Origin of the sequence: Spirillospora albida, assembly GCF_000718255.1 — a bacterium.
Lineage (GTDB): Bacteria > Actinomycetota > Actinomycetes > Streptosporangiales > Streptosporangiaceae > Spirillospora > Spirillospora albida.
This window is the reverse complement of the sequence record NZ_JOFJ01000014.1, coordinates 158,094-181,478: the sequence shown is the minus strand read 5'-3', so window position 1 is coordinate 181,478 and position 23,385 is coordinate 158,094. Positions and strand designations below refer to the sequence as shown.

The window sequence follows — 23,385 nt, the reverse complement described above, 5'->3', positions numbered from 1 at the left end:
GGCCTAGCGGCCGGGGCCGTACACCTCCCACAGCTCCCCGGCGAAGAACCGCCCGAACCGCAGCAGCGCCTCCGCGCCGCCGGGCCCCGACGTCCGGAACGTCGTGAGCTGCTGGGCGAAGTCGGTCGGCCGGATGTGCAGGACGCCCGCCCCCGCGAGGGGCGCCCCGTCCTCCGCGTCCTCCGCGACATGGCCCGCCAGGATCCGCACATAGAGCGTGGACGTGTCGGGCCAGATCCGCGTCGGCGGACCGTGCAGCACGTTCTTCTCCCCGGCGAGGGTCATCGGGCGGCCCTCGCCGTCGGTGAAGAACAGCCGGTACTTCATCAGGCGGCGGTCGTCCGCGGTGCCGTCCGGGACGAAGAGGTTGAACGACCCCTCCGTCACCGGCCGCCGGCCCCCCAGGCCGGCGGCCTCGACCCAGCCCTCCGCCCGCGCGAGATGCGCGGGCTCGGCCAGGAAGCGGTCGGCGTCGTCCGCGGTGATGGTGAGCCGGAACGCGCACGGCTCCCGGCCCTGCGCCCGCTCGCCCTCCCGCGGGTCGGTCGCGCCGAACGCGACCGACCCCTTCATCTCCTCCGTGAACGACAGCGACGTACGGCCGGACACCAGCGTGGACGCACCCCGAGCGTCTCCGCCGGACCCCGTGCCCGGCCCGTACGCCGAGTCGTGCCCCGCCGCCCCGGACGGCCCGGTCCCCGATTCCGGGCCGGCCCCCGAACTCCGGGCGGAGGAGGATCCGTCGGCGCCCGCACGCCGTCGGGCGGGCGCCCCTTCCAGCAGCCGCGTCGCCATCCGGTCGGCGTGCGCGGCGATGGTGAGCGAGGGGTTCGGGCCCACCGGTCCCGGCATCGCCGCCCCGTCGGCGATGTAGAGGCCCGGGAACCCGAACACCTCGCCGAAGGCGTCGCAGACGCCTTCGTCCTGGTGGGAGGACATGGGGGCGCCGCCCAGCGGATGGACGGTCACGACGCGCTTGGCGAACCACATCGGGTTGTCCCGGTACTCCGCGCCGAGCACGGCCGCGATGCCCCGCATCGTGGTGCGGACCCGGTCGAAGTGCTCCTCGCTCGTCCTGGTCGACCACTCGGCGGCGAGCCGGCCGCCCTTCAGGCGGAGGCGGCCGTCCGCGGTGTCGCGGCCCATGCCGAGCAGCGGCAGGGACGACACGGTCAGCGCGCCGTCGCCGATCAGGTCCGACAGCTCCTTCGACACGTTCGTGTCGGGGGCGTCCTTGAAGAACTCGGTGAAGCGCTCCCAGAGGAACCGCACGGCGCGCTGGATCTCGCCGCCGACGTCCATGGACTGGACGATCCAGTCGGTGAACGCCGGGTACCCGCCGTCCTCGATGTAGGCGCCGCGGCCCGCGCCGGGCACGCCGTCCAGCTCGTCCGGCAGCCGGATCGCGCTGGTGATCACCGGCCCGCGGCTGGCGTCCAGCGGGCGGACCCGCTCGCGGTCGGTCGCCTTCAGCAGGAACGTCAGCAGGTCGCCGTTGCCGCAGAACCGGGTGCCGAGCGCGCCGCTCAGCCCGGGGAACGCGTCCCGCGACCTCAGCAGCAGGTAGGTCGTCCCGTACGTGCCGGCGCCGAGGACCAGCGTGTCGCACGACATCGTCACGACCGGGAGGCGCCTCTTCTTCGTCTCCAGGTCGGTGTGGTGGACGTAGTCGACCTCGTACCCGCCGCCCGGACGCGGCCGGATCGCCTTGACCTCCCGGGACGTCCGGATGTCGGCGCCGTGGAACGCCGCGGCGGACAGGTAGGTGTGGTCGAGGCTGTTCTTGGCGCCCTCGTTGCAGCCGATGTCGCATTCGCCGCACAGCTTGCACGTCCGGCGGCCGCCGCCGTGGATGTTGCCGTAGCCGGCGTCCACGATCGGCAGGCCGGGCCCCGGCTCGGCGCCCGGCCGCGGAGCGAAGCTCACCGCGAGGGGCGGCAGGGAGCAGTCGAGCCCGAGCTCCGCCGCCGCGTCCTGCATCGCATGGGTCTTGGGGGTGTCGCTGAACGGCGCCCGGTCCAGCGGGTAGGGCGTCGCGCCCATCATCCGCTCGACCGCGTCGTAGTGCGGGTCGAGGTCGGCGCGGGTGATCGGCCACGACTCGTAGCCGCCGCCCGGCATCGGCTGCTCGGTGACGAACCAGCGCTCGTCCTTGCGCAGCAGCACGTTCGCGTAGATCAGGGAGCCGCCGCCGAGCCCGGACGCGACGACGGAGTCGCAGCCGCCGAAGCTCCACACGTCGAACATCCCGTACAGGCCCTCGGCCGGGTCCCAGAACGCCCGCCCCATCTGGTGCGGGGAGCGCGGGAAGCTGCCCGGCGGGTACGGCCGCCCGCGCTCCAGCAGGACGACGTCCTCACCCGCCTCGGCGAGCCGGTACGCGGCGACGGCCCCCCCGAACCCGGACCCGACGACGACGGCGCCGACATGCTCCATCGGTCAGCCCGCCTTCCGCTTCAAGAAGTCCAGAACCTGGGGGAACACCTCTTCGTGGACGTCCTTGCCCATGAAGGTGTCCTGGTGGCCGTAGCCGTCGAGGATCTCCAGCTCGTGCAGGCCGGGCGTGATCTCCTCCAGCGTGCGGTGGCAGACGATGTTGGAGTCGGCGAACACGTGGTTGCGGTCGCCGGTGAGGAACAGGATGGGCGTCTCCACCTCGGCGGCGCGCGCGAGGTAGTCCTCGGGCAGGTCCTCGTGCCGCTCGTCGAACCGGACGGCCCGTCCCGCCTTCACCATCTTGTACATGTGCCGGTAGTAGTGCAGGCCGACGGCGCCGAACAGGTCGGGCAGCCGGCCGTGCGTGACCGGCGACATCTTCCCGTGCGTGTAGATCGGCTTGCCGCCGCCCCACATGAAGCTGAGCATGTGGCAGGCGGGCTGGCCGCAGCCGCGCCGGTGCCACGCCGAGACGGCCCGCGACAGCATCCACCCGCGCGTCATGAAGGGCGAGTGCCCGAAGCGGGGGTCGACGAACGGCGGGCCGAGGACGTACTCCATGAGCGACGGCCCGAGCCCGAGCTTGATCTTCGACCAGGTGTTGGTGCGGGGCGTCAGGGCGACGCTGTTGCTGACCATGCTCGCGATGCCGGTGACCGTCCCGCCGAACAGCGCCATCGCGAACGACACCGAGCCGAGGCAATGCGTGATCACGTGGACCCGGCGGTCCCCGACGTGCCGGCGCAGCTCGGCGAGGGCGGCCGGATGGTCGTGCCGCGCGACGTCGTCGAGGGTGTAGCGGTGGGTCTCGGTGTCGTAGGGGAAGCGGCCGCTCATCCGGAAGTCCAGCGCCCACACGTCGGTGAACCCGTGATCGTGCAGGTAGTTCACGATGTTCGTGTGCTCCGGCATGATGTACATGTCGCTGGACGTCGTCAGCCCGTGGACCAGCAGGACGACGTCGTCGGCGGTCTCGCCGCCGCGCCGGAACCGGGTGAGCTCCAGGCCGAGGCCGTCGCTCGTGGCGAAGGGGTGCACGGAGATCGCCGCGTCGGCGACGCCCGCGTGCGTGAAGCGCGCGATCCGCTGTCCCATGATGATCCCTTCGGTGTTCCGACCGCCTCTACCTTGCCGGACATGGGGAGATACCCGGCATCGTGGAGAACCCGTACTTACCGCAGGTCCCCGTACGCCACTCTCAATCCCGGCATACGAGGGATAAGACTTACGAACCGTTCGATCGGTTCATCGCGGTCGCCACTCCGACCCGCGACGTGACCCCGATTTTGCCGAACACCCTGGACAGATGGGTCTCCACCGTCCGCACGCTCAGGTACAGCTGCTCGGCGATCCTCTGGTTGGAGCAGCCCTCCGCGACCAGCCGGGCGATCTCCAGCTCGCGGGGCGAGAGCCCGAACGGGTTCTCGGCCGCCTTCCCGCCGGACCGGACGCCCGCGCCCGGCCCCGGCACCCGCACCCCGAGCCGCCGCTGCTCCCGGACGGTCTGCGCGTGCCAGCCCGTCATCCCGCACGCCTCGAAGATCTCCCCGGCGGCGCGCAGCCGCTCCAGCGCGGGCGCGCGAAGGCCCGCCGCCCCGTAGGCGATCCCCGCGGTCAGCTCGGCGCGGCCCGCGTCCGGCCGCCGCCCCGCCCCGGCCAGCTCCTCGGCCGCCGCCACCGCCACCGCGGCGGCCCGCTCCGGATCGACGCAGCGCAGCGCGTGCGCCTCCGCGAGCCGCGCCATCGCGACGTCCACGCTCAGCTCCGGCATCGCGAGGGAGGCGGCGATGTCGGCCCACTCGCGCGCCGCGTCCGCACGGTCCTGCCCGGCGCGCAGGCACGCCAGGGTCTCCGCGCTCGCCACCAGCGTGCTCAGGTCGAGCGCGCCGACGCCCTCGCCGCACGCCTCGACCAGCGCGTCCGCGCCCTCGTCCGGCCGGCCCGCGCCGATCACGGCGCAGGCCCGCACGACGTGCGCCATGCGCGTCCACCACTCGCCGGAGCCGGTGTCCTGCGCGACCGCCTCGTCGCCGAGCCGGACGGCCCGGTCGTGGTCGCCGGTCCAGCCGGCGATCACGCACTGCTCGTTCAGCCCGTACGCCGTGACCTCGGGGGAGCGCAGCTCCCGGCCGACGGCGGCGGACTCGTCCGCGAACGCCGCGGCCTCCGCGACCCGCCCGGTCAGCGCGAGGATCCGCGCCTTCGCGGCCAGCATGTAGCCGAGGATGTAGCTCTGCCCCTGCCCCCGCGCGATCGCGATGAGCCGCTCCACGTGCCGCAGCGCGCTCTCGTACCGGCCGAGGAACACCTCCGCCCACACCAGCCACAGCACGCAGTCGAGGCAGTCGGCGAAGTCGTGGTCGGACGCGGCGGAGAACAGCCGGTCGGCGGTCTCCGCGAAGGCGATCGCGTCGGTGATCTTCCCGGCGCCGTAGGCCACCATCGGGCGCATCGACGCGACCGCGGCGGTCAGGCCCGGACCCCAGCCGGGCGCGCTCTCGGGGATCGTGTCCAGGACGGCCTGCGACCCGCGGATGTCGATCCGCTGGATCCGGTCGGCGACCAGGCGGATGCGCAGCAGCACCGCCTCCGGCGTCTGCCGGTCGGTGATGCGGCGCAGCTCGTCCAGGACGATCGCGCGCGCCTCGTGGATGCGGCCGAGCTGGCGCTCCATCACCGCGCACATGTGGACGGTCCGGGCGCGCCGCACGGTGTCGCCGGCGGGCAGCAGGCCGAGCAGCGTCCGCGCGGTCTCCCGGCCCTCCTCGGCGCGGCCGCTGACGGCCTGCACCTGGGCGAGCTCCAGCAGCAGCTCCAGCCGGTCGGGCCCGTCGCCGCCGGGCTCGCCGCCGTGCTCGGGCAGCAGCTCCATGGCGGACTTCAGCCAGGTGGCGGCCGTGCCGGGTGCCTGGATCGCGACGGCGCGGGCCGCCTCGACCAGCGTGCCGATGGCCGCGAGGTCGCCGAACCGCGCCGACCGCACCACGTGGTGCGCGCGGACCGCGGCGGGCGCGCCCAGCTCCGCGAGCCGCTCCGACACCCGGGCGTGCGCGGCGAACCGCCAGCCCGCCGCCGTCGACGCGTACGCGACGTGCCGGACGAGGGGGTGCCGGAACCGGAACCGGCCGCCCGACATCGGCCGGACCACGTCGTGCGCGGTCAGCACGTCCAGCGCGGCGAGGGCCTCGCCCTGGTCCAGTTCGGCGGCGACCGCGGCGAGCGCGGGCTCGAACACGTTGGCGGCGACCGCCGCGCCACGCGCCAGCCGCAGCGCGGGGCCGGGCAGCGCGCTCAGCTCCACCTGCAGCGCGGTCCGGACGGCGGGCGGCACCTCCGGCAGGGCGGCGACGCCGTCGCGCCACTCGGTGCCGTCCGCGGCGGCGGGCGCGGCGTCCGGCGCCATCCGCGACAGCGCCTCCAGGTAGAACGGGTTCCCGCCGGACGCCTTGTACAGCGCCTCGCACCGCGAGCGGCCGACACCGGGACCGAGGAACTCCTCCACCTCGCTCTGCGTCAGCGGGTCGACGGGCACGCGGGTGCCGAGCGGCCCGGCCGCGTCCACCAGGGCGGCCAGCCGCGGCGACGCCTGCGCGGGCCGGTACGCCACGGCGGCGAGGACCCGGGCGCGCGGCGGATGCCGGACGAGGTGGTCGAGCAGCTCGACCGTGGCGTCGTCGGCCCAGTGCAGGTCGTCCAGGATCAGGACGAGGCCGCCCTGCGGCGCCGCCAGCTCCTCCAGTAGGTGCCGGACGGTGCGGTGCAGCTGGTAGCGCGCCACCCGCGAGGTCGCGGCCGGCGGCGCGGCGTCCGGGTCGAGGTCGGACAGCGCGGGGAACACGCCGCCGAGCAGCCGCATCGCGCCGGGCGCGAGCTCGGGGGCGTGCTCCTCCAGGCGGTCGTCGAGGGCGTCGACGACGGCGCCGAACGGCATCTCCTGCTCGAACTCGGCGGCGCGCCCCGTGAGGCAGGGCAGCCTGCGGCCGGAGGCGCCGTCGGCGAGCTCGTTCAGCAGCCGGCTCTTCCCGGCGCCGGGCTCGCCGACGAGCGCGAGGAACCCGAAGCCAGGGGTGTCGAGGGCGCGGTCGAGCGCGGCGAGCGCGTCCCCGCGCCCCACCAGCCTGCCCGGCCCCGCCGCCCCGCTCCGCTCGGCCGGCTCGGGCCGCGGGCGGCCGGGTCGAGCGCCGGCGCCGTCCGGACCTCGCATGTCCACACCCCACCAGCGACAGGCGGCCGATACGCCGTGATCGAGTTCTGATCGATTCCCGCGAAACTGTAAGGATCACCTTATCGGGTGAAACGTCAATAAAGGCGGGCAACACGCATTCCGGATGCCCGCGATCTCCCTCTCGTCCTCCTCCGTGCTCCAGTGCTATCAACCGTCGGCGGGCGCGGCGTGTCAACCGGCGGACGGTAAACCTTCCGCACCGGTCACAGTTCTCCATCCCTTCCGCCCCCCTGCGGCGGTGGCGGATACCGCCGTCAGCGCTCGCCGCCCCGCCGTCAGCGCTCGCCGCGCAGGCGCTCCTCGGCCGCGTCCCACGCGGCCGGATCACCGGACGGCTCGTAGCGGCGGAGCGGCTGCGTGGCCGCGACCAGGGCGCGCGCCTCCGCCAGGCTCCCGACCGCCCCGGCGGCGCGGGCCTGCGCGAGCACGTTCCCGAGCGCCGTCGCCTCCACCGGGCCGGCCACGACCGGCAGCCCGGACGCGTCCGCGGTCAAGCGGCACAGCAGCTCGTTGCGGCTGCCGCCGCCGACCAGGTGGACGACGTCGATCTCCCGGCCGGACAGCCGGGACGCCGCGCGCAGCGTCTCGGCGGGGGTGCGCGGCTCGGCGAACCCGCGGCGGCGGCAGTGCGCGGCGATCCGCGTCGGCATGTCGCCGGGCGGGAGGAACTCCGGGTCGTCGGGGTCGACGAGGGAGCGCAGGGCGGGCGCGCGCGCGGCCTCCGCGAGCAGGGACGGCAGGTCGGGGCCGCCCCACGCGCGCAGCGACTCCTGCACGAGCCACAGCCCCATCACGTTCCGCAGGTACCGGACGGTGCCGTCGACGCCGCCCTCGTTGGTGAAGTTGGCCGCGCGGCTCTCCGCGGTCAGGACGGGCGCGTCCAGCTCGACGCCGACGAGCGACCAGGTGCCGCAGGAGATGTAGGCGAAGCGGTCCGTGGAGGCGGGCACCGCCGCGACGGCGGACGCGGTGTCGTGCGACCCGACCGCGGTCACCGCCAGACCGGGATGGCCGGTCTCGGCCGCGACGTCCGGCCGGAGCGTCCCGATCGGCGCGCCGGGCTCGATGATCGGCGGCAGGATCCCGGCCGGGACGCCCAGCCGGGACAGCAGCGGCGCCGACCAAATGCCGTCCCGGACGTCCAGCAGGCCGGTCGTGGACGCGTTGGTGCGCTCGGCGCCGATCGCGCCGGTCAGCCAGAAGGCGAGGAGGTCGGGGACGAGCAGCAGCGTCCGCGCGCGGGACAGGTCGTCCGCGGCGAGCTGGTAGAGGGTGTTGAACGGCAGGAACTGCAGGCCGGACGTCCCGTAGAGGAGGTCGTCGCCCAGCTCGGCGCGGACGCGCTCCATGACGCCGTCGGTGCGGGAGTCCCGGTAGTGGACGGGGTTGCCGAGCAGGGCGCCGCGCTCGTCCAGCAGGCCGTAGTCGACGGCCCACGAGTCGATCCCGGCGGACGCGAGGCCGGGCGGGCAGGCGCGCAGGCCGTCCAAAACGTTGCCGTACAGGCCGAGGATGTCCCAGTGCAGGGTGCCGTTCACCCGGACGGGGCGGTTCGGGAACCGCCGGACCTCCGCCAGCGCGAGCGTGCCGGGGCCGACGCTCCCGGCCATGACGCGGCCGCTGGAGGCGCCGAGGTCGACGGCTCCGAAGGTGGACACGGTCACGCGACGATCACCACTTCCAGGGTGCGGGGGCCGTGCACGCCCTCCACGCGGTCCAGCTCGATGTCGCTCGTGGCGGACGGTCCGGACACGAACGTGAGGGGCCGGCGCGGGTCGAGGCGCTCCAGGCCGCCGGGGACGTCCGGCGCGATCTGCCCGGCCAGCACGACGATCAGGTGGAAGTCGGGGACGAGCGACAGGGCGCGCGGCCCCTGCGCCGGCCCGTGGTCGAGGACGATCGTGCCGGTCTCGGCGAACGCGGCGGCGCAGCCCGTGACGGCGCCCGCGAGCCCGTCCAGTTCGCCGGCGGACGGGTCCCGTACGATCGCCGCCGCCGCCGGGACCCACGCGGCGGGCAGGCCGGCCGGGACGCCGTACCTGCCGGGCCGCGCCGCGAGCCGCTCCGCGATCAGCCCCGGCGCCTCGGACGGCGCCGCGCGCAGCACGGTCGCGCGGTAGTCGGCGACGCGCTCGGCGAACAGGTCGACGATGCCGCCGCCGTGGTGGGCGCGCCGGTAGCGGCGGTCGATCCGCTCGTGGTCGGCGGCGACCTCCGCCGCCGGGCGGGCCGGGAAGATCCCGTCGATCCGGCCGAGGATCTCCTCGCGGGCGTTCACGCGCGGCCCCCGTCCGTCCGCCGCCACCACCGGCGGAACGACTCGGGCGGCGGGACGGGCGCGTCGCGGGTCGCGGTCCAGGCGCGCAGCGGTCCGGGCAGGCGCCCGATCCGGCCGCCGCGGCCCACCACCCGGCGGCTCGCGGACGCGGCGCGCTGCGCGGCGCGCAGCAGGGCGGGGGAGCGCAGCACCCAGCCGGCGGCCGTCATCGACGCCCGCTCGAGGGGGTGCCGCGGCCCGTCCTCGACGGCGCGCGCCCGCAGGTGCACCAGCACCTCGGGGATGTCGATCGCGACGGGACAGGCGTCGAAGCACGCCCCGCACAGCGTCGACGCGTACGGCAGCGACGCGTCCACGTCCGACCCGATGCCCCGGATCTGCGGCGACAGGATCGCGCCGATCGGCCCCGGGTAGGGCGACCCGTAGGCGTGGCCCCCGGCGCGCTGGTAGACCGGGCACACGTTCAGGCACGCGGAGCAGCGGATGCAGCGCAGCGCCTGCCGCCCCACCTCGTCGGCGAGCGTCGCCGTCCGGCCGTTGTCGAGAAGGACGAGATGGAAGTCGCGCGGCCCGTCGCCGGGGTGCGTGCCCGTCCAGGTGGAGGTGTAGGGGTTCATCCGCTCGGCCGTGGACGAGCGGGGCAGCAGCTGGAGGAACACCTCGAGGTCCCGCCAGGACGGCACGACCTTCTCCACGCCCATCACGGAGATCAGCGTCTCGGGCAGCGTGAGGCACATGCGGCCGTTGCCCTCCGATTCGAGCACGACGAGCGTCCCGGTGTCGGCGACGGCGAAGTTGACCCCGGAGATCCCGACCTTCGCGGACAGGAACTTGGCGCGCAGGTGCCGCCGGGCGGCCTCCGCCAGCGCGGCGGGCTCATCGGTGAGGTCCCGCGGCGCGCCGTCCATCCGCGCGAGGAAGATGTCGCGGATGTCCGAGCGGTTCCGGTGGATGGCGGGCACCAGGATGTGCGACGGGCGGTCGTCGCCCAGCTGCACGATCAGTTCGGCGAGATCGGTCTCGTAGGCCGTGACGCCCTCCTCCGCGAGGGCCTCGTTCAGGCCGATCTCCTGCGTCGCCATCGACTTGACCTTGACGACCTCGGTCTCGCCGGTCGCCTTGACCAGGTCCGCGACGATCCGGTTCGCCTCGCCGGCGTCCCGCGCCCAGTGCACGGTGCCGCCCGCCGCCGTGACGTTCTCCTCCAGCAGCCGCAGGTAGTGGCCGAGGTTCGCCAGGACGTGGTCCTTGATCTGCTTGCCGGCCTCGCGGAGCGCGTCCCAGTCGTCCAGTTCGGCGACCGCGCCGGCGCGGCGGCCCCGGATCGTGGTGGTGGCGTGCCGTAGGTTGGCGCGCAGCCGCTCGTCGGCGACGGCGCGGCGCGCGGCGTCCGGGAACGCGGGCATGCCGAGATAGGTCGGCATGGCGGGGGACGGCGGCGGCGCGGCGCTCACGACGGGTCCTCCTCGGTGGAGGCGAGGATCTCGGCCAGGTGGACGGTCCGCGCCCGCGCCCCGTTCCGGGCGAGCGTCCCGCCGATGTGCATGAGGCAGGAGTTGTCGGCGGCGCAGAGCGCGTCCGCGCCCGTCCGCTCGACGCAGGCGACCTTGTCGGCGCACATCGCGGCGGACACGTCGGCGTTCTTCAGCGCGAACGTCCCGCCGAACCCGCAGCACTCGGCGGCGTCCGGAAGGTCGACCAGGTCGATGCCGCGCACCGCGCGCAGGAGGCGCAGCGGCCGGTCGCCGATCCGCAGCATCCGCAGCGAGTGGCAGGTGGGGTGGTAGGTGACCCGGTGCGGGTAGTAGGCGCCGACGTCGGTGACCGCAAGGACGTCGACGAGGAACTCCGACAGCTCGAACACGGGCGGCGTGCCCGCGCCGGGCGCGAGCCGCGGATGCCAGTCGCGGACCGTCGCCGCGCAGGACGCCGACGGCGTCACGACGGCGTCGTGGCCCGCGAACACCTTCGGGAACTCCTCCGCCAGGGCGCGCGCCTGCCTCCGGTACCCGGTGTTCAGGTGCATCTGCCCGCAGCACGTCTGCGCCTCGGGGAACAGGACCTCGTGCCCGAGCCTGCGCAGCAGCGTCACCATCGCGCGCCCCGTGCCGGGGAACATGGTGTCGTTGACGCAGGTGACGAACAGGGCGATCCTCATCGGGCGGACCCCGGCGCGCGCCGGCTGGACTCCCGGACGACGAGCTCCGGCTGGAACATCACCTGCTGGTGCGCGTGGCCCCCCGCGTCGTCGCACTCCTCCAGCAGCAGCTCCGTCGCGATGCGGCCGAGCCGGTAGGTCGGCTGCCGCACCGAGCTGAGCGGGACGGCCGCAGCCGCCGAGAAATCGATGTCGTCGTACCCGATCAGCGCGACGTCCTCGGGGACCCGCATCCCGGCCTGCAGCAGGACGCGCAGCACGCCGAGCGCCAGCAGGTCGTTCGCGCAGAACACCGCGTCGGGCGGCGGCCCGTCCAGCAGCCGCGCCGCCGCCTCCTGCCCGGCGCGCGCGTTCATCGCGGCGACCGGCACCTCGCGCAGCGCGTCCCGGCCGAGGCCCGCCGCCTTCAGCGCGCGCAGCGCGCCCTTGCGGCGGTCGGCGCACTGCCGCAGCCCCGGCGGGCCGGTGACGAACGCGATGGTGCGGGCGCCGCCCGCGAGCAGCTCCGCCGCCGCCAGCTCGCCGCCCGCGACGTCGTCGACGGCGACCGAGCACTGGTTCGCGCGGGGCGTCGGATGGTCGAGCAGGACGACCGGGACGTCCCGGTCCCGGAGCCGGTCGGCGTTCTCGCCCTCGTCCCCGACGGGGGTGAGCAGGACGCCGCGCACCCGCTGCTCGGCGAGCACCCGCAGGTTGCGCTGCTCCCGCTCGTCCGACTCCCCGGACGAGGCGAGGATCACCGCGTAGCCGCGCTCGCTCGCGACGTCCTCGACGCCGCGCGCGACCTCGGTGAAGAAGGGGTTGGCGAGGTCGAGGACCATCAGCCCGATCGTGCTGCTGTGCCCGGCGCGCAGGGTCGACGCCGACCCGTTGCGGACGAACCCGAGCTCGACGATGGCGCGCTCGACCCGCTCGCGGGTGCCGTCGGCGACGCGCTCGGGGCGGTTCAGGACGTTCGACACGGTGCCGGGGGAGACGCCGGCGTGCGCGGCGACCTGCTTGATGCCCACCGGCCGCGCGGTGTCGTTGCTGCTCACTGGGCCGCTCCCGGTCGGTTCGCTGATGTGTGCCTGCGGTGTGTCGCCGCTCACTCTGGGACATCGATTAAAACGTGTCAAGCCCCGATCGGGCCTCCGGCGAGACGGTCGGCAGGACCCGGAGCGGTCTCCGGCGGACGGTTTCGAAACGAGCTGCGCCCTTGCCCCGCAAGGGTTCGGGTGCGGTCGGGCGGAACCGTCGGCGGATCGCCTCTTGACGAGTGCTCCACCTCACATCTACCGTCCTCCGCAACGCAGAGCGTTAAAACGTTTTTTCCACTCCGTCCTCGACCACTCCCCTTGAGGAGGGCCGCCATGAGCGCACCAGGCCAGTCGGCACCGCCGACATTGGCGCTGGTCAGTGTCAGCAAGTCGTTCGGTGCCGTACGCGCGCTGCAGGGGGTCACCCTGGAGCTGCACGCGGGCGAGGTGCACGCACTGGCGGGCGAGAACGGCGCGGGCAAGTCCACCGTCGTAAAAACGTTCGCAGGCGTGCACCGCCCCGACGCGGGCGAGATCCGCGTCGACGGCCGGCCCGTCACGTTCGGCGGCCCCGCCGACGCGCAGGCCGCCGGCGTCGCCGTGATCTACCAGGAGCCCACGCTGTTCCCGGACCTGTCGGTCGCGGAGAACATCTTCATGGGCCGGCAGCCGCGCGCCGCGCTCCGCCGTATCGACCGGAGGGCCGTGCACGAGCGGACCGCCGAGCTGTTCCGGCGGCTCGGGGTCGCGCTCGACCCGCGGCAGCCCGCCCGCGGCCTGTCGATCGCCGACCAGCAGGTCGTCGAGATCGCCAAGGCCATCTCCCGGGACGCCCGCGTCCTCATCATGGACGAGCCGACCGCCGCGCTGACCGGCCAGGAGGTCGCCCGCCTGTTCGCGGTGACCCGCGCCCTGCGGGAGCAGGGCTGCGCGATCCTGTTCATCTCGCACCGGCTCGAGGAGATCTTCGAGCTGTGCCAGCGGGTCACCACCCTGCGGGACGGCGCCTACATCGGCACCGAGGCGGTGGCCGGGCTGACCCCCGACGACCTCGTCCGCCGGATGGTCGGCCGCGACCTCGAGGCGCTCTACCCCAAGCAGGACGTGGCCCTCGGGCCGGTGGCGCTCAAGGTGGACCGCCTCACCCGCGAGGGCGCCTTCACCGACGTCTCCTTCGAGGTGCGCCGCGGCGAGATCGTCGCGCTGGCCGGCCTCGTCGGCGCCGGCCGCAGCGAGGTCGCCCGCGCGATCTTCGGCGTGGACCGCTGGGACGCGGGCTCCGTCACGGTCGACGGGAAGGGGCTGCCCGCCGCGAGCCCCACCGCCGCGATGGCGGCCGGGCTGGCACTCGTCCCCGAGGACCGCCGCCAGCAGGGCCTCGTCATGGACATGTCGATCGAGCGGAACATGGGCCTCACCCGGCTCCGGTCCCTCCGCCGCGAGAGCGGCAGGGCGGGCCTCCTCTCCCGGCGGGTGGAGCGGGACCGCGCCGCCGACTGGGCGCTGCGCCTCCAGCTCAAGTACGCGCGGCTCAGCGACACGGTGGGCGTCCTGTCCGGCGGCAACCAGCAGAAGGTCGTGCTCGCCAAGTGGCTCGCGACCGAACCCACCGTCCTCATCGTGGACGAGCCGACCCGCGGCATCGACGTCGGCACCAAGGCCGAGGTGCACCGGCTGCTGTCCGAGCTCGCCGCGCAGGACCTCGCCGTCCTGATGATCTCGTCCGAGCGCGGCGACGCGTTCGGGTCGGCGCTCGCCGTGGCCGACTTCGACGGGGACGGCGACGACGACATCGCCGTCGGCGTCCCGGGGGAGAACCGCGCCGAGCACGCCTCGTACGCCTACCACGAGGGCGCGGTGCAGATCATCGACGGATCGTCCCGGACGCAGCTCGGCCCCACCCTGCGGGGACGCGGCCGCGCGGGACGGCACGACCGGTTCGGCTCGGCCCTCGCCGCCGGCGACCTCACCGGTGACGGGGTGCCCGAGCTGGCGGCCGGCGCACCCGGCCGGGGCGCGGTGCGGGTGCTGCGCGGTGTGCGGGGACGCGGCCCGGCGGCCCGGGGCGGGACGACCCTCACGCCCGCCCTCGGCCGGTTCGGGGACGCTCTCGCCATCCGGAACCGGACCCTGGTCGCCGGCGCGCCCGGCGCGCACGGGTTCGGCGGGGCCGTCGCCGCCGTCCGGGGGCTCTCGGGGCGGGCGGAGGTCGTGCCGCTGCCCGCCGGCGGACTGCTCGGCTACGCCGTCGCCTGAGCCGGAAGGGCGCGGGCCCCGTCCGGGATCGTGAACGACGCGGCCACCGACGACGGGGCGCCGCGCCGCGACACGTACGGGACGGTGTGGAACTCGGCGCGCAGCTCACCGGACCCGGCGCGGCACAGCAGGAAGCCGCGGCGCTGGTCGACGAACGCGATGTGCGGGTTCTCCGCCCGGATCGCGGCGTTCCCCGCGGGGTCGTGGTAGCCGTCGCCGTCGCTGGCGATGGACGTGGCCACCAGCTCGACGCCCGTCCGGGGCGAGGCGGGGTCGTCGAAGTCGGCGCGCAGGTCGCAGGCGTGCGCGACATGGACATCGCCGGTCAGCACCACCGGGTTCCGCGCGCCGGTGAGCGCGCCCATGAGGCGGGACCGCTCCGCGGCGTACCCGTCCCAGCCGTCCATCGCCAGTTCCGTGCCCGGCCCGAGCCGGTGGTCGCGCTGCGCGAGGAACACCTGCTGCGCGAGGACGTTCCAGCGGGCGGGCGAGCCGCGCAGCCCCGCCTCCAGCCGGCGCAGCTGCCCCGGCCCGAGCAGCGCGCGGCGCTCGTCGAGCCGGTCGTCGCAGCCCGCCCGGACGCCGTCGTCGCAGGGCTGGTCGGAGCGGAACCGGCGGGTGTCGAGCAGGTGCACGGCGGCCACGCCACCCCAGTCGAGCCGCCGGGTCAGGTCCACCCGGCCGCGCCGGAACGCCGACGGGCGCAGCGGCATGTGCTCGTAGTACGCCCGCGCGGCGGCGCGGCGGCGGGCCGGGAAGCCCGGCAGCGCCGTGCCGGGCAGGTCGCCGGCCCAGTTGTTCTCGATCTCGTGGTCGTCCCAGGTCACCGCCCACGGCGCGGCGGCGTGCGCGGCGCGCAGGTCGGGGTCGGTCCGGTACCGGGCGTGCCGGCGCCGGTAGTCGGCCAGGGTGAGGCACCGCCCGCCGCCGTGGCGGCGGACGATCGGCGGCGCGTCGCGTCCCTCCCGCGACGGCTCGGACGCGTCCTCGTACAGGTAGTCGCCGAGATGCACGACGAGGTCGGGGCCCTGCTCCGCGAGCCGCCGGTACGCGGTGAAGTACCCGTGCTCGTAGTTCGCGCAGGACGCCGCGGCGAACGTCAGCGGCGTGGGGGAGCCGGGCGCCGGCAGGGTCCGGGTGCGGCCCGCCGGGGAGACGTGGCCGTCCGCGCGGAAGCGGTAGTGGTAGTCGGCGTCCGGGCGCAGGCCCGTGACCTCCACATGCACGGTGTGGGCCGAGCCGGGCCGCGCCGTGGCGCGCCCCCGGCGGACGACGCGGGCGAAGCGGGGATCCTCGGCGACCTGCCATTCCACGGTCACGTCGCGGTGCGGCATGCCGCCGAGGCCGTCCTCGGCGAGCGGGCGGGGGGCGAGGCGCGTCCAGAGGACGGCGCCGTCCGGGGCGGGATCCCCGGACGCGACGCCCAGCGTGAAGGGGTCGGCGGGGGCCGCGCGATGGACGTGGCGGCGGGCGGGGCTGAGGAGGGGAGCGGCGGCGAGGGGCGTGGCGGCCAGGAACGTCCGGCGTGTCGGATCCACGCGTCCAGTGCAGCGCGGCCGTCCGAGCGCGGCGGAAGCCGCGGGCGACGGGGCGGGCAACGGAGCGTGAAGGGTCCGCGGCGCGGCGCGGGGCGGTTCACCGGGTCGACGATCAAGGTTGGGCGGGCCGTCACCGGACGGGCGTCCGCCGGGGCACCGGGCCGCCGTAGCGTCCGGGCGGCGGTGTCCCGAGGGCGGTGGTCGCCCCGGCACGGCCGCGAGAGGAGCGGAGATGCGCGCAACGAGGACAAGGGCGGCGCTGGCGCTGGCCGTCGCGCTCATGGTGCCGATCGGGGCCGTGGGGGGCACGGCGCAGGCGGCGCCGGGGCGGGAGGAGCCGCTCGTGTTCGGGCACCGCGGCGCGTCCGGGTACCGGCCGGAGCACACGCTCGCGTCGTACGAGCTGGCCGTGAAGATGGGAGCCGACCACATCGAGCCCGACCTCGTTCCGACGAGGGACGGGGTGCTCGTCGCCCGCCACGAGAACGAGATCAGCGGCACGACGGACGTCGCGAGCCGCCCCGAGTTCGCGTCCCGCAAGGCCACCAAGACCATCGACGGCGCGAAGGTGACCGGCTGGTTCACCGAGGACTTCACGCTCGCCGAGCTGAAGACGCTGCGCGCGGTCGAGCGGCTGCCCGCCGTCCGCCAGCGCAACACCCTCTACGACGGCCGGTACGAGGTGCCGACGCTGCAGGAGGTCATCGACCTGGCGAAGCGCCTCGGGAGCGGGCACGGCCGGCGCGTCGGGATCATCCCCGAGACCAAGCACCCCACCTATTTCCGGTCGATCGGCCTTCCGCTGGAGGGCGCGCTCATCACGGCGATCAAGCGCAACGGCCTCGACCGCGCCGACGGCCGCGTCATCGTCCAGTCGTTCGAGCCGACCAGCCTGCGGACGCTGGACAGAGCGCTGCGGGTGCCCGCGCTCCAGTGCGTCTCGGCGTCCGGGGCGCCCTACGACACCGTCGCGGCCGGGAAGGGCCCGACGTTCGCCGACATGATCACCCCGGCCGGGCTGCGGGAGATCCGCTCCTACGCGTCCTGGATCGGTCCCGAGAAGTCGCTGGTCGTCCCGGTCACGGCCGCCGGGACGCTCGGCGCCCCGACGCCGCTGGTCGCGAACGCGCACGCGGCGCGGCTGAAGGTCGGCCCGTACACGTTCCGCAACGAGAACGCGTTCCTGCCGCCCGCGCTGCGCAACGGGACCGTCCCGTCCGACTACGGGCAGGCGTTCGCGGAGTACGGCGCCTTCTTCAAGGCCGGTGTCGACGGGCTGTTCAGCGACAACCCGGACACGGCGGCCGCCGCCCGCGCCGACCGCCACGGAGGCTGAACCGTCCGCCCGGCCCCTGCCGTGACCTCGAATAATCACGGAGCGTAACGTTTCGTGTGTGGGGGAGGAATGGCAGGGGCCGGGCGGGGTGCGGGTGACGGTGGTGCGGCTCACCGGGGCGCACCGGGTGTGGGCCGACCTCGCCGGGGTGCGGGGGGAGTGCGCCTACCTCGTGACCCGGGGCGGGATGCTCGTCGGACGCGGCTACTACCCGTCCGTGGAGGCCCTGGCGGAGGTCGTCGACCTGGCCGGCCTCCGCGCCGGTTAGGCGCGGATGCGGTACAGGGAGTCGGCCACGTCCTGGACGTCGGAGCCCAGGTCGGCGGCGCTGAGGAGGCAGAGGTCGTCCTCCGTCTCGATCTCCAGGAGGCGGGTGCGGATGCCGAGGCGGCGCCGCTCGTCCACCCGGATCGCCGTCACCTCCGCCCACGGGACGCGCCGCCGACCGGCGAACCCCCGCACGACGGTCACGCCCGCTTCGTCGGCGGCCAGCCGGACGGGCGCGAGGAGGTCGCGGAGGATGAGCACGAGGAGGCCGGAGACCGCCCCGAGCGCGAGGAGGAAGCGCTGCGGATCGTGCGCCGGCGCGAGCATGAGCGCCGCCGCGACGACGGCCGCCGCGATCTTCGCAACGAGGTCGCGGCGCCGCACGCCCCACCGCCGCACGGGCATCTCCGTCATGACGGCCACCGTAGCGGCGACCGGACGGCCACAGTGCCGTGCCGTAACCGAGGTCCGCGCCGGGAAGGGGCGAGGTGTCCGATAGCGTCATGCATATGCGACTCGGCGTGCTGGACGTGGGCTCGAACACCGTGCACCTGCTGGTGGTGGATGCCCACCGGGGGGCGCGGCCGCTGCCCGCCTACTCCCACAAGGCCGAGCTGCGGCTGGCCGAGCACATGGACGGCGACCGCGTGTCGGCGGACGGCGAGAAGCTCCTGCGCAAGTTCGTCGACGAGGCACTGCAGATCGCCGAGGACAAGGGCGTCGAGGACCTGGTCGCGTTCGCGACGTCCGCGGTGCGGGACGCCGCCAACGGCGAGGAGATCCTGGCCGGGATCCGCGCCGACAAGGGGATCGACATCGCGGCCCTGCCCGGCGAGGAGGAGGCGCGGCTGACCTTCCTCGCCGTCCGGCGCTGGTTCGGCTGGTCGTCGGGGCGGCTGCTGGTCGTCGACATCGGCGGCGGCTCGCTGGAGATCGCCGTCGGCATCGACGAGGAGCCGGACGCGGCGATCTCGCTGCCGCTCGGCGCCGGCCGGCTCACCCGCGACTGGTTCACCGCGGACCCGCCCGCGCCGGAGGAGCTGCGCAACCTGCGGCGGCACGTCCGCGCGGAGATCGCCCGCCGGGTCGGCGAGGTCGCCCGGTACGGGCCGCCCGAGCACGCGGTCGCCACGTCCAAGACGTTCAAGCAGCTCGCCCGGATCGGCGGGGCCGCGCCGAGCGAGGCCGGCCCGTACCAGCGGCGGGTGCTGCGCGGCGCCGACCTGACCGGGTGGGCCGACCGGCTCGGCGGGCTGCCCGCCGCCGAGCGCGCCGCGCTGCCCGGGGTGTCGGAGCGGCGCGCGCCGCAGCTCGTGGCCGGGGCGATCGTCGCGGACGCCGCGATGGACCTGTTCGGGCTGACGGAGCTGGAGATCTGCCCCTGGGCGCTGCGGGAGGGCGTGATCCTGGAGCGGCTCGACCGCATCACGGGCTGACCGGATCCGGTCGCGCGCGGACTGACCTGCCCGAACGCGGCCGCTCGACGCGATATGTCTTGACCATGGCGGGATCGCGTCGCAGTCTGGAACGCACGGGCGGCTCTTTCCTGGGGGTTCTCCAATGCCGGGTGCGTACAGGTTCTCGTCCCTGCCCTGCGGACGGCGCGGCAAGTTCGTCGTCCTCGGAGCCTGGATCGTCCTGCTCCTGGTCGCGATGCCCCTCGCGGGCAAGCTGACCGGGGCCCAGGAGAACGACTCGTCCGCGTGGCTGCCGAAGGACGCCGAGTCCACGCGGGTCGTCGAGGACTCCGAGCGGTTCGTGCCCGCCGAATCCGCCCCCGCCGTGATCGTCTACCACCGGGACGGCGCGCCCATCACCCCCGCCGACCGCGCCAAGGCCGCCGCGGACGTGGCCCGCCTCCAGGCGGTCACCGGCGACCCGAAGGGCGACGCGCCCCCGCGCCGCCTCGCGATCAGCACCCAGGGGCCCGCGCCGTCCAAGGACGGCAAGGCCCTGGAGACCCTCGTCGTGGTCGGCACCGGCGACGACGGCTGGGACCTGCTCGGCCCCGCCGTGGACGACTACCGCGACATCGTCCGGGGCGGCCCGGCCGGACTGAAGGCGCACGTCACCGGCCCGGTCGGCTACGGGGGCGACTTCAGCAACGTGTTCGCGGGCTTCGACAAGACGCTGCTGTTCATCACCGCCGCGATCGTCGTCGCCATCCTGCTCGTCACCTACCGCAGCCCCGTGCTGTGGCTCGCCCCGCTGCTCTGCGTCGGGGTGGCGCTCACGGTGGCCCAGGCCGTCATCTACCTGCTCGCCGACAACGCCGGCCTCACCGTGAACGGGCAGGCCGCCTTCATCCTCACCGTCCTCGTGTTCGGCGCCGGGACCGACTACGCGCTGCTGCTCATCGCCCGTTACCGGGAGGAACTGCGCAGGCACGACGACCGGCACGAGGCGATGGCGTTCGCGCTGCACCGCGCCGGGCCCGCGATCATCGCCAGCGGCTCCACCGTCGCGCTCGGCATGCTGTGCCTGCTGCTCGCCGTCCTGAACTCCACGAAGAGCATGGGGCCCGTCATGGCGATCGGCGTCGTCGTCGCGCTCGCCGCCATGGTCACGCTGCTGCCCGCGCTCCTCGTCATCGGCGGCCGCTGGCTGTTCTGGCCGAAGCGCCCCCGGTACGGGACGCCGGAGCCGTCCGAGAAGGGGCTGTGGGCGCGGACCGGGGCGCTGGTCGCGCTCCGCCCGCGCGTGACGTGGCTGGTCACCGCGCTGGTGCTCGGCGTCCTCGCGCTCGGCGTCCTCGGCCTGCGGACGGGATCGCTGCCGAACAAGGACGCCTTCGCCGGCGACAAGCCCGACTCCGTCACGGGCGAGGAGGTCCTCGCCCGGCACTTCCCGGCGGGCAGCGGCTCACCCGTCCAGATCATCACCCGGGCCGGGACGGAGAACGCCGTCCGCGCCGCCGCGTCCGCCGTGCCCGGCATCACCGACGTCCAGCCCGCCGGGGCGCGGCCCGGCCAGCCCATCGGCGGGCTCGTCTACCTCGAGGGCACGCTGACGCACCGGCCCGACAGCCCGGCGGGGTTCACGGCCATCGAACGGGTCCGCGACGCCGTCCACCGGGTGCCCGGCGCCAACGCCGAGGTCGGCGGCGGGTCCGCGATCACCCTCGACATCAACGAGGCGTCGAGACGCGACCAGAACGTCGTCATTCCCGTCGTGCTCGTCGTCGTGTTCCTCATCCTCGCGCTGCTCCTGCGCGCCCTGGTCGCGCCCCTCATCCTCGTCGCCACCGTCGTGCTGTCGTTCGCGGCGGCGCTCGGCGTCAGCGCGCTCGTGTTCGAGCACGTCTTCGGGTTCGCGTCCGCCGACCCGTCGTTCCCGCTCTGGACGTTCGTGTTCCTCGTCGCGCTCGGCACCGACTACAACATCTTCCTCATGACCCGCGTGCACGAGGAGGCGAAGCCGCACGGCACCCGGCGGGGCGCCCTCATCGGCCTCGCCGCCACCGGCGGCGTCATCACCTCGGCGGGCGCCGTCCTCGCCGGGACGTTCGCCGCGCTCGGCTCCCTGCCGCTCGTCTTCGTCGCCGAACTGGGGTTCACCGTCGCGTTCGGGGTGCTGCTCGACACCTTCATCGTCCGGTCGGTGCTGGTCACCGCCCTGAACCTGGACGTGGGGCGGCACATGTGGTGGCCGAGCGCCCTCGCCCGCGCCGAGGCGCCCGCGAAGGGACCGCTGGAGGACGAGACGGCCCCGGCCGCGCGCTGACGCCTCGAGTCACGTCCAGGTGGGGTGGCCGATGACGACGCGCCCGCCGGGCGGGGTGAGCACCTTGTCGCCGCTGCCGTCCAGCCCGATCTCCTGGACGGACGGACTGGCGTACGGGCCCCTGACGAAGCAGAGGCGGCGGCCGTCGCGGGACCACCCCGGGTCCATCGCGTGCCCGATGCCCCCGGTGACCGGCTGCTTGCCCGAGCCGTCGGCGTTCATCACGTAGATGCGCCCGTTCGGGTACGCGCCGTACGAGTAGGCGATCTTGCCGCCGTCGGGCGACCACACCGGGTCGACCGACCGGGCGCCGGGCTCGGTGAGCGGCGTCCACGCCGCGGAGGGGTTCGCCGGATCCAGTTTGAAGAGCCGCTGGCCCTTGTCCCTGTCGCTCCAGAACACGATGCCGTTGCGCGACCAGGACGGGTCGTCCTTCTGGGACCCGTCCTTGGTGAGCTGCGTCTTCACGCGGGTTTCGAGGTCGATCGCGTGGATCTGCCGGATCCCGCCCTGCGGCACCGTGTAGGCGAGCCGCTTGCCGTCCGGTGACCAGGTCACGCGCCCGCCCGCGTTCTCGGCGACCTCCCGCAGCCCGCTGCCGTCGGCGTTCATGACCATCGCCGTCTTGCGGCCGTCCTGCTCCCGGGAGAACGCGATCCTCGTGCCGTCCGGGGACGCCTGGGGCAGCGTGTCGCACTGGTCGCCGGAGACCAGCGTCTTCGGCGCCGCGTCGCCCGGCTTGAACAGGCCGAGATCGCCGTGGCACTCCCTCGGCCACCCGGGCTTCGTGTCGATCCGGACGAGCAGCATCCCCTTAGGCAGCGCAGCCGCTCCCGCGCCGCCACCGCGCTTCCCGGGCTCGTCCTGCGTGAACAGGTACACCCCGCCCGCGACGGCGCCCGCGAGCAGGACGGTCGTCAGCGCCCCTGCCAGGATCGTGTTGCGCCGCCGCTCGCGCCCGCCGGGCGGCCGCGTCCCGCTCTCGACGGCGGTGGGGGTCGCGGGCGGAGGGACGCGCATCCCGGCGGGCGAGTCCGTCCGGATCTCGCCGGCCGGCGCGGTGCGCTGCCGCAACTCCGCCGGCTCCGTGACCGGATGCGCCGGCGGCGTTGCCGGGAAGGCGGCGGGCGCCGGCTCGGGACGCGGATCCGCCGGCGCCTGCAACACCGTGGCCTCCGGCTCCGGCTCGGGCGGCGGCGGGACGGGCAGGTCCCGGGACGTGGCGTCCGGCATCGGCGGGGCCGCCCAGGACGCGCCGAGCGTCGCGTTCACCGCGCCGTCACCGGCACCGCCGACGAGGTCGAGCAGCAGGTCCCGGGCGCTCGGCCGCTGCTCCGGGTCCTTGCGCAGCGCCGCGGCGACGAGCCCGGCCAGAGGCTCGGGCAGGTCGCCGGTCTCCGGCTCGGCGTGGACGGCCCGCGCCGCCATGATCTGGAACGAGCCCTGCCCGAACGGGTTGCGCCCGGACGCGGCGAACGCGACCAGGCAGCCCCACGCGAAGATGTCGACGGCCGGGGTCACCCGCTGCGTCGTGATCTGCTCCGGCGCGATCCAGCCGGGCGTCCCGACGACCTGGCCGGTGCGGGTGTGGGAGCTCGCGACGTCCATCGCCCGCGCGATCCCGAAGTCGATCACACGCGGGCCGGAGATGGACAGCAGCACGTTGCTCGGCTTCAGGTCCCGGTGGACGAGCCCGGCGTTGTGGATCGCGACGAGCGCCGCCGCCACACCCACCGCCATGCCGTGCAGCAGGCCGGGCGACAGCGCCCCGTTCTCGGACACGTGCTGCAGCAGCGACGGCCCGTCGATGTACTCGGTGACCATGTAGGCGAGGCCGAGGTCCTCGCCGTGCTCCAGGACCTGCGCGGTGCAGAACGACGCGACCCGCTGCGCGTTCGCCGCCTCGTCGTGGAACCGCGCGAGGAACGTCCGGTCTCCGGCCAGCTCCGACCGGACGACCTTCACCGCGACGACCCGGTCCTCCTCGTCGCGGCCGAGGTAGACGGCGCCCATGCCGCCCTCGCCGATCTTCGCCTCGATCCGGTACCGGCCGACCCGGGTGGGGTCGTCCGGCCCCAGCTCGCGCAGGGTCGACGCCGCACGCGGACGGGTGCCCGGGCTCTCCATCGGTTCACCTCTCCGCCCCGAA

At 74.9% G+C, this 23,385-nt stretch carries 16 protein-coding genes; 5 read left to right on the top strand and 11 right to left on the bottom strand.

Going from position 1 to position 23,385, the window contains the following annotated elements:
* Positions 1 to 3: 3 nt before the first annotated feature.
* From IE99_RS0119060 to IE99_RS0119025, 8 genes are all read right to left on the bottom strand, one after another.
* The gene (locus IE99_RS0119060) at positions 4 to 2,436 is read right to left on the bottom strand and encodes a GMC oxidoreductase (RefSeq protein WP_030172296.1); all 2,433 of its coding nucleotides are present in this window, start codon (positions 2,434 to 2,436) and stop codon (positions 4 to 6) included.
* 3 nt (positions 2,437 to 2,439) lie between these two features.
* Positions 2,440 to 3,531: an alpha/beta hydrolase gene (locus IE99_RS0119055; RefSeq protein WP_030172293.1), complete on the bottom strand. Its 1,092-nt coding sequence runs from the start codon at positions 3,529 to 3,531 to the stop codon at positions 2,440 to 2,442.
* Positions 3,532 to 3,661: 130 nt separating this feature from the next.
* A complete protein-coding gene (locus IE99_RS0119050; RefSeq protein ID WP_084219667.1) occupies positions 3,662 to 6,640 on the bottom strand; it encodes a helix-turn-helix transcriptional regulator in 2,979 nt (992 codons plus the stop codon).
* Between the two features lie 296 nt (positions 6,641 to 6,936).
* Positions 6,937 to 8,271, bottom strand: coding sequence for a rhamnulokinase (locus tag IE99_RS0119045; RefSeq protein WP_211258868.1), 1,335 nt, complete (start codon positions 8,269 to 8,271; stop codon positions 6,937 to 6,939).
* A 50-nt stretch (positions 8,272 to 8,321) separates the two neighbouring features.
* Positions 8,322 to 8,939 carry a LutC/YkgG family protein gene (locus IE99_RS0119040; RefSeq protein WP_030172287.1) on the bottom strand — a complete coding sequence of 206 codons (618 nt, stop codon included), beginning with the start codon at positions 8,937 to 8,939 and terminating at the stop codon, positions 8,322 to 8,324.
* On the bottom strand, positions 8,936 to 10,345 hold the full coding sequence (locus IE99_RS0119035; RefSeq protein WP_211258867.1) for a LutB/LldF family L-lactate oxidation iron-sulfur protein: 1,410 nt from the start codon (positions 10,343 to 10,345) through the stop codon (positions 8,936 to 8,938). Before IE99_RS0119035 ends, IE99_RS0119040 begins: the two co-directional genes overlap by 4 nt.
* A gap of 44 nt (positions 10,346 to 10,389) precedes the next feature.
* The gene (locus IE99_RS0119030) at positions 10,390 to 11,097 is read right to left on the bottom strand and encodes a (Fe-S)-binding protein (protein WP_030172284.1); all 708 of its coding nucleotides are present in this window, start codon (positions 11,095 to 11,097) and stop codon (positions 10,390 to 10,392) included.
* A complete protein-coding gene (locus tag IE99_RS0119025; protein ID WP_030172282.1) occupies positions 11,094 to 12,134 on the bottom strand; it encodes a LacI family DNA-binding transcriptional regulator in 1,041 nt (346 codons plus the stop codon). The genes IE99_RS0119030 and IE99_RS0119025 overlap by 4 nt, the downstream gene beginning before the upstream one ends.
* 315 nt (positions 12,135 to 12,449) lie before the next feature.
* Here IE99_RS0119025 and IE99_RS0119020 point away from each other — a divergent pair, with 315 nt between their 5' ends.
* Positions 12,450 to 14,372: an ATP-binding cassette domain-containing protein gene (locus tag IE99_RS0119020; RefSeq protein WP_084219631.1), complete on the top strand. Its 1,923-nt coding sequence runs from the start codon at positions 12,450 to 12,452 to the stop codon at positions 14,370 to 14,372.
* Here the strand turns inward: IE99_RS0119020 and IE99_RS0119015 are convergent.
* Entirely contained in the window at positions 14,357 to 15,910 is a 1,554-nt protein-coding gene (locus IE99_RS0119015; RefSeq protein WP_051712751.1) for an alkaline phosphatase D family protein, read from the bottom strand. The genes IE99_RS0119020 and IE99_RS0119015 overlap by 16 nt on opposite strands.
* Positions 15,911 to 16,142: 232 nt before the next feature.
* On the opposite strand from IE99_RS0119015, the gene IE99_RS0119010 reads away from it, so the two are divergent.
* Together IE99_RS0119010 and IE99_RS0119005 are read left to right on the top strand one after the other, a co-directional pair.
* On the top strand, positions 16,143 to 17,246 hold the full coding sequence (locus IE99_RS0119010; RefSeq protein ID WP_037559694.1) for a glycerophosphodiester phosphodiesterase: 1,104 nt from the start codon (positions 16,143 to 16,145) through the stop codon (positions 17,244 to 17,246).
* A 58-nt stretch (positions 17,247 to 17,304) separates the two neighbouring features.
* Positions 17,305 to 17,514: a hypothetical protein gene (locus tag IE99_RS0119005; protein ID WP_157610379.1), complete on the top strand. Its 210-nt coding sequence runs from the start codon at positions 17,305 to 17,307 to the stop codon at positions 17,512 to 17,514.
* On the opposite strand, the gene IE99_RS0119000 is transcribed toward IE99_RS0119005, so the two are convergent.
* On the bottom strand, positions 17,511 to 17,927 hold the full coding sequence (locus tag IE99_RS0119000; protein ID WP_157610378.1) for a PH domain-containing protein: 417 nt from the start codon (positions 17,925 to 17,927) through the stop codon (positions 17,511 to 17,513). The genes IE99_RS0119005 and IE99_RS0119000 overlap by 4 nt on opposite strands.
* A gap of 95 nt (positions 17,928 to 18,022) precedes the next feature.
* On the opposite strand from IE99_RS0119000, the gene IE99_RS0118995 reads away from it, so the two are divergent.
* Both IE99_RS0118995 and IE99_RS0118990 read left to right on the top strand, forming a co-directional pair.
* Positions 18,023 to 18,949: a Ppx/GppA family phosphatase gene (locus tag IE99_RS0118995; RefSeq protein ID WP_030172262.1), complete on the top strand. Its 927-nt coding sequence runs from the start codon at positions 18,023 to 18,025 to the stop codon at positions 18,947 to 18,949.
* A 124-nt stretch (positions 18,950 to 19,073) separates the two neighbouring features.
* A complete protein-coding gene (locus IE99_RS0118990) occupies positions 19,074 to 21,236 on the top strand; it encodes an MMPL family transporter (protein ID WP_030172259.1) in 2,163 nt (720 codons plus the stop codon).
* A 9-nt stretch (positions 21,237 to 21,245) separates the two neighbouring features.
* Here IE99_RS0118990 and IE99_RS0118985 read toward each other — a convergent pair whose 3' ends face one another.
* The gene (locus tag IE99_RS0118985) at positions 21,246 to 23,363 is read right to left on the bottom strand and encodes a protein kinase domain-containing protein (RefSeq protein WP_030172257.1); all 2,118 of its coding nucleotides are present in this window, start codon (positions 23,361 to 23,363) and stop codon (positions 21,246 to 21,248) included.
* Positions 23,364 to 23,385 lie beyond the last annotated feature (22 nt).

Coding starts and splice junctions, on each gene's coding strand:
- IE99_RS0119060 (WP_030172296.1), bottom strand. CDS start 2,436: ATGGAGCATGTCGGCGCCGTCGTCGTCGGGTCCGGGTTCGGGGGGGCC.
- IE99_RS0119055 (WP_030172293.1), bottom strand. CDS start 3,531: ATGGGACAGCGGATCGCGCGCTTCACGCACGCGGGCGTCGCCGACGCG.
- IE99_RS0119050 (WP_084219667.1), bottom strand. CDS start 6,640: ATGCGAGGTCCGGACGGCGCCGGCGCTCGACCCGGCCGCCCGCGGCCC.
- IE99_RS0119045 (WP_211258868.1), bottom strand. CDS start 8,271: ATGGCCGGGAGCGTCGGCCCCGGCACGCTCGCGCTGGCGGAGGTCCGG.
- IE99_RS0119035 (WP_211258867.1), bottom strand. CDS start 10,345: ATGCCCGCGTTCCCGGACGCCGCGCGCCGCGCCGTCGCCGACGAGCGG.
- IE99_RS0119030 (WP_030172284.1), bottom strand. CDS start 11,097: ATGAGGATCGCCCTGTTCGTCACCTGCGTCAACGACACCATGTTCCCC.
- IE99_RS0119020 (WP_084219631.1), top strand. CDS start 12,450: ATGAGCGCACCAGGCCAGTCGGCACCGCCGACATTGGCGCTGGTCAGT.
- IE99_RS0119010 (WP_037559694.1), top strand. CDS start 16,143: ATGCGCGCAACGAGGACAAGGGCGGCGCTGGCGCTGGCCGTCGCGCTC.
- IE99_RS0119000 (WP_157610378.1), bottom strand. CDS start 17,927: ATGACGGAGATGCCCGTGCGGCGGTGGGGCGTGCGGCGCCGCGACCTC.
- IE99_RS0118995 (WP_030172262.1), top strand. CDS start 18,023: ATGCGACTCGGCGTGCTGGACGTGGGCTCGAACACCGTGCACCTGCTG.
- IE99_RS0118990 (WP_030172259.1), top strand. CDS start 19,074: ATGCCGGGTGCGTACAGGTTCTCGTCCCTGCCCTGCGGACGGCGCGGC.
- IE99_RS0118985 (WP_030172257.1), bottom strand. CDS start 23,363: ATGGAGAGCCCGGGCACCCGTCCGCGTGCGGCGTCGACCCTGCGCGAG.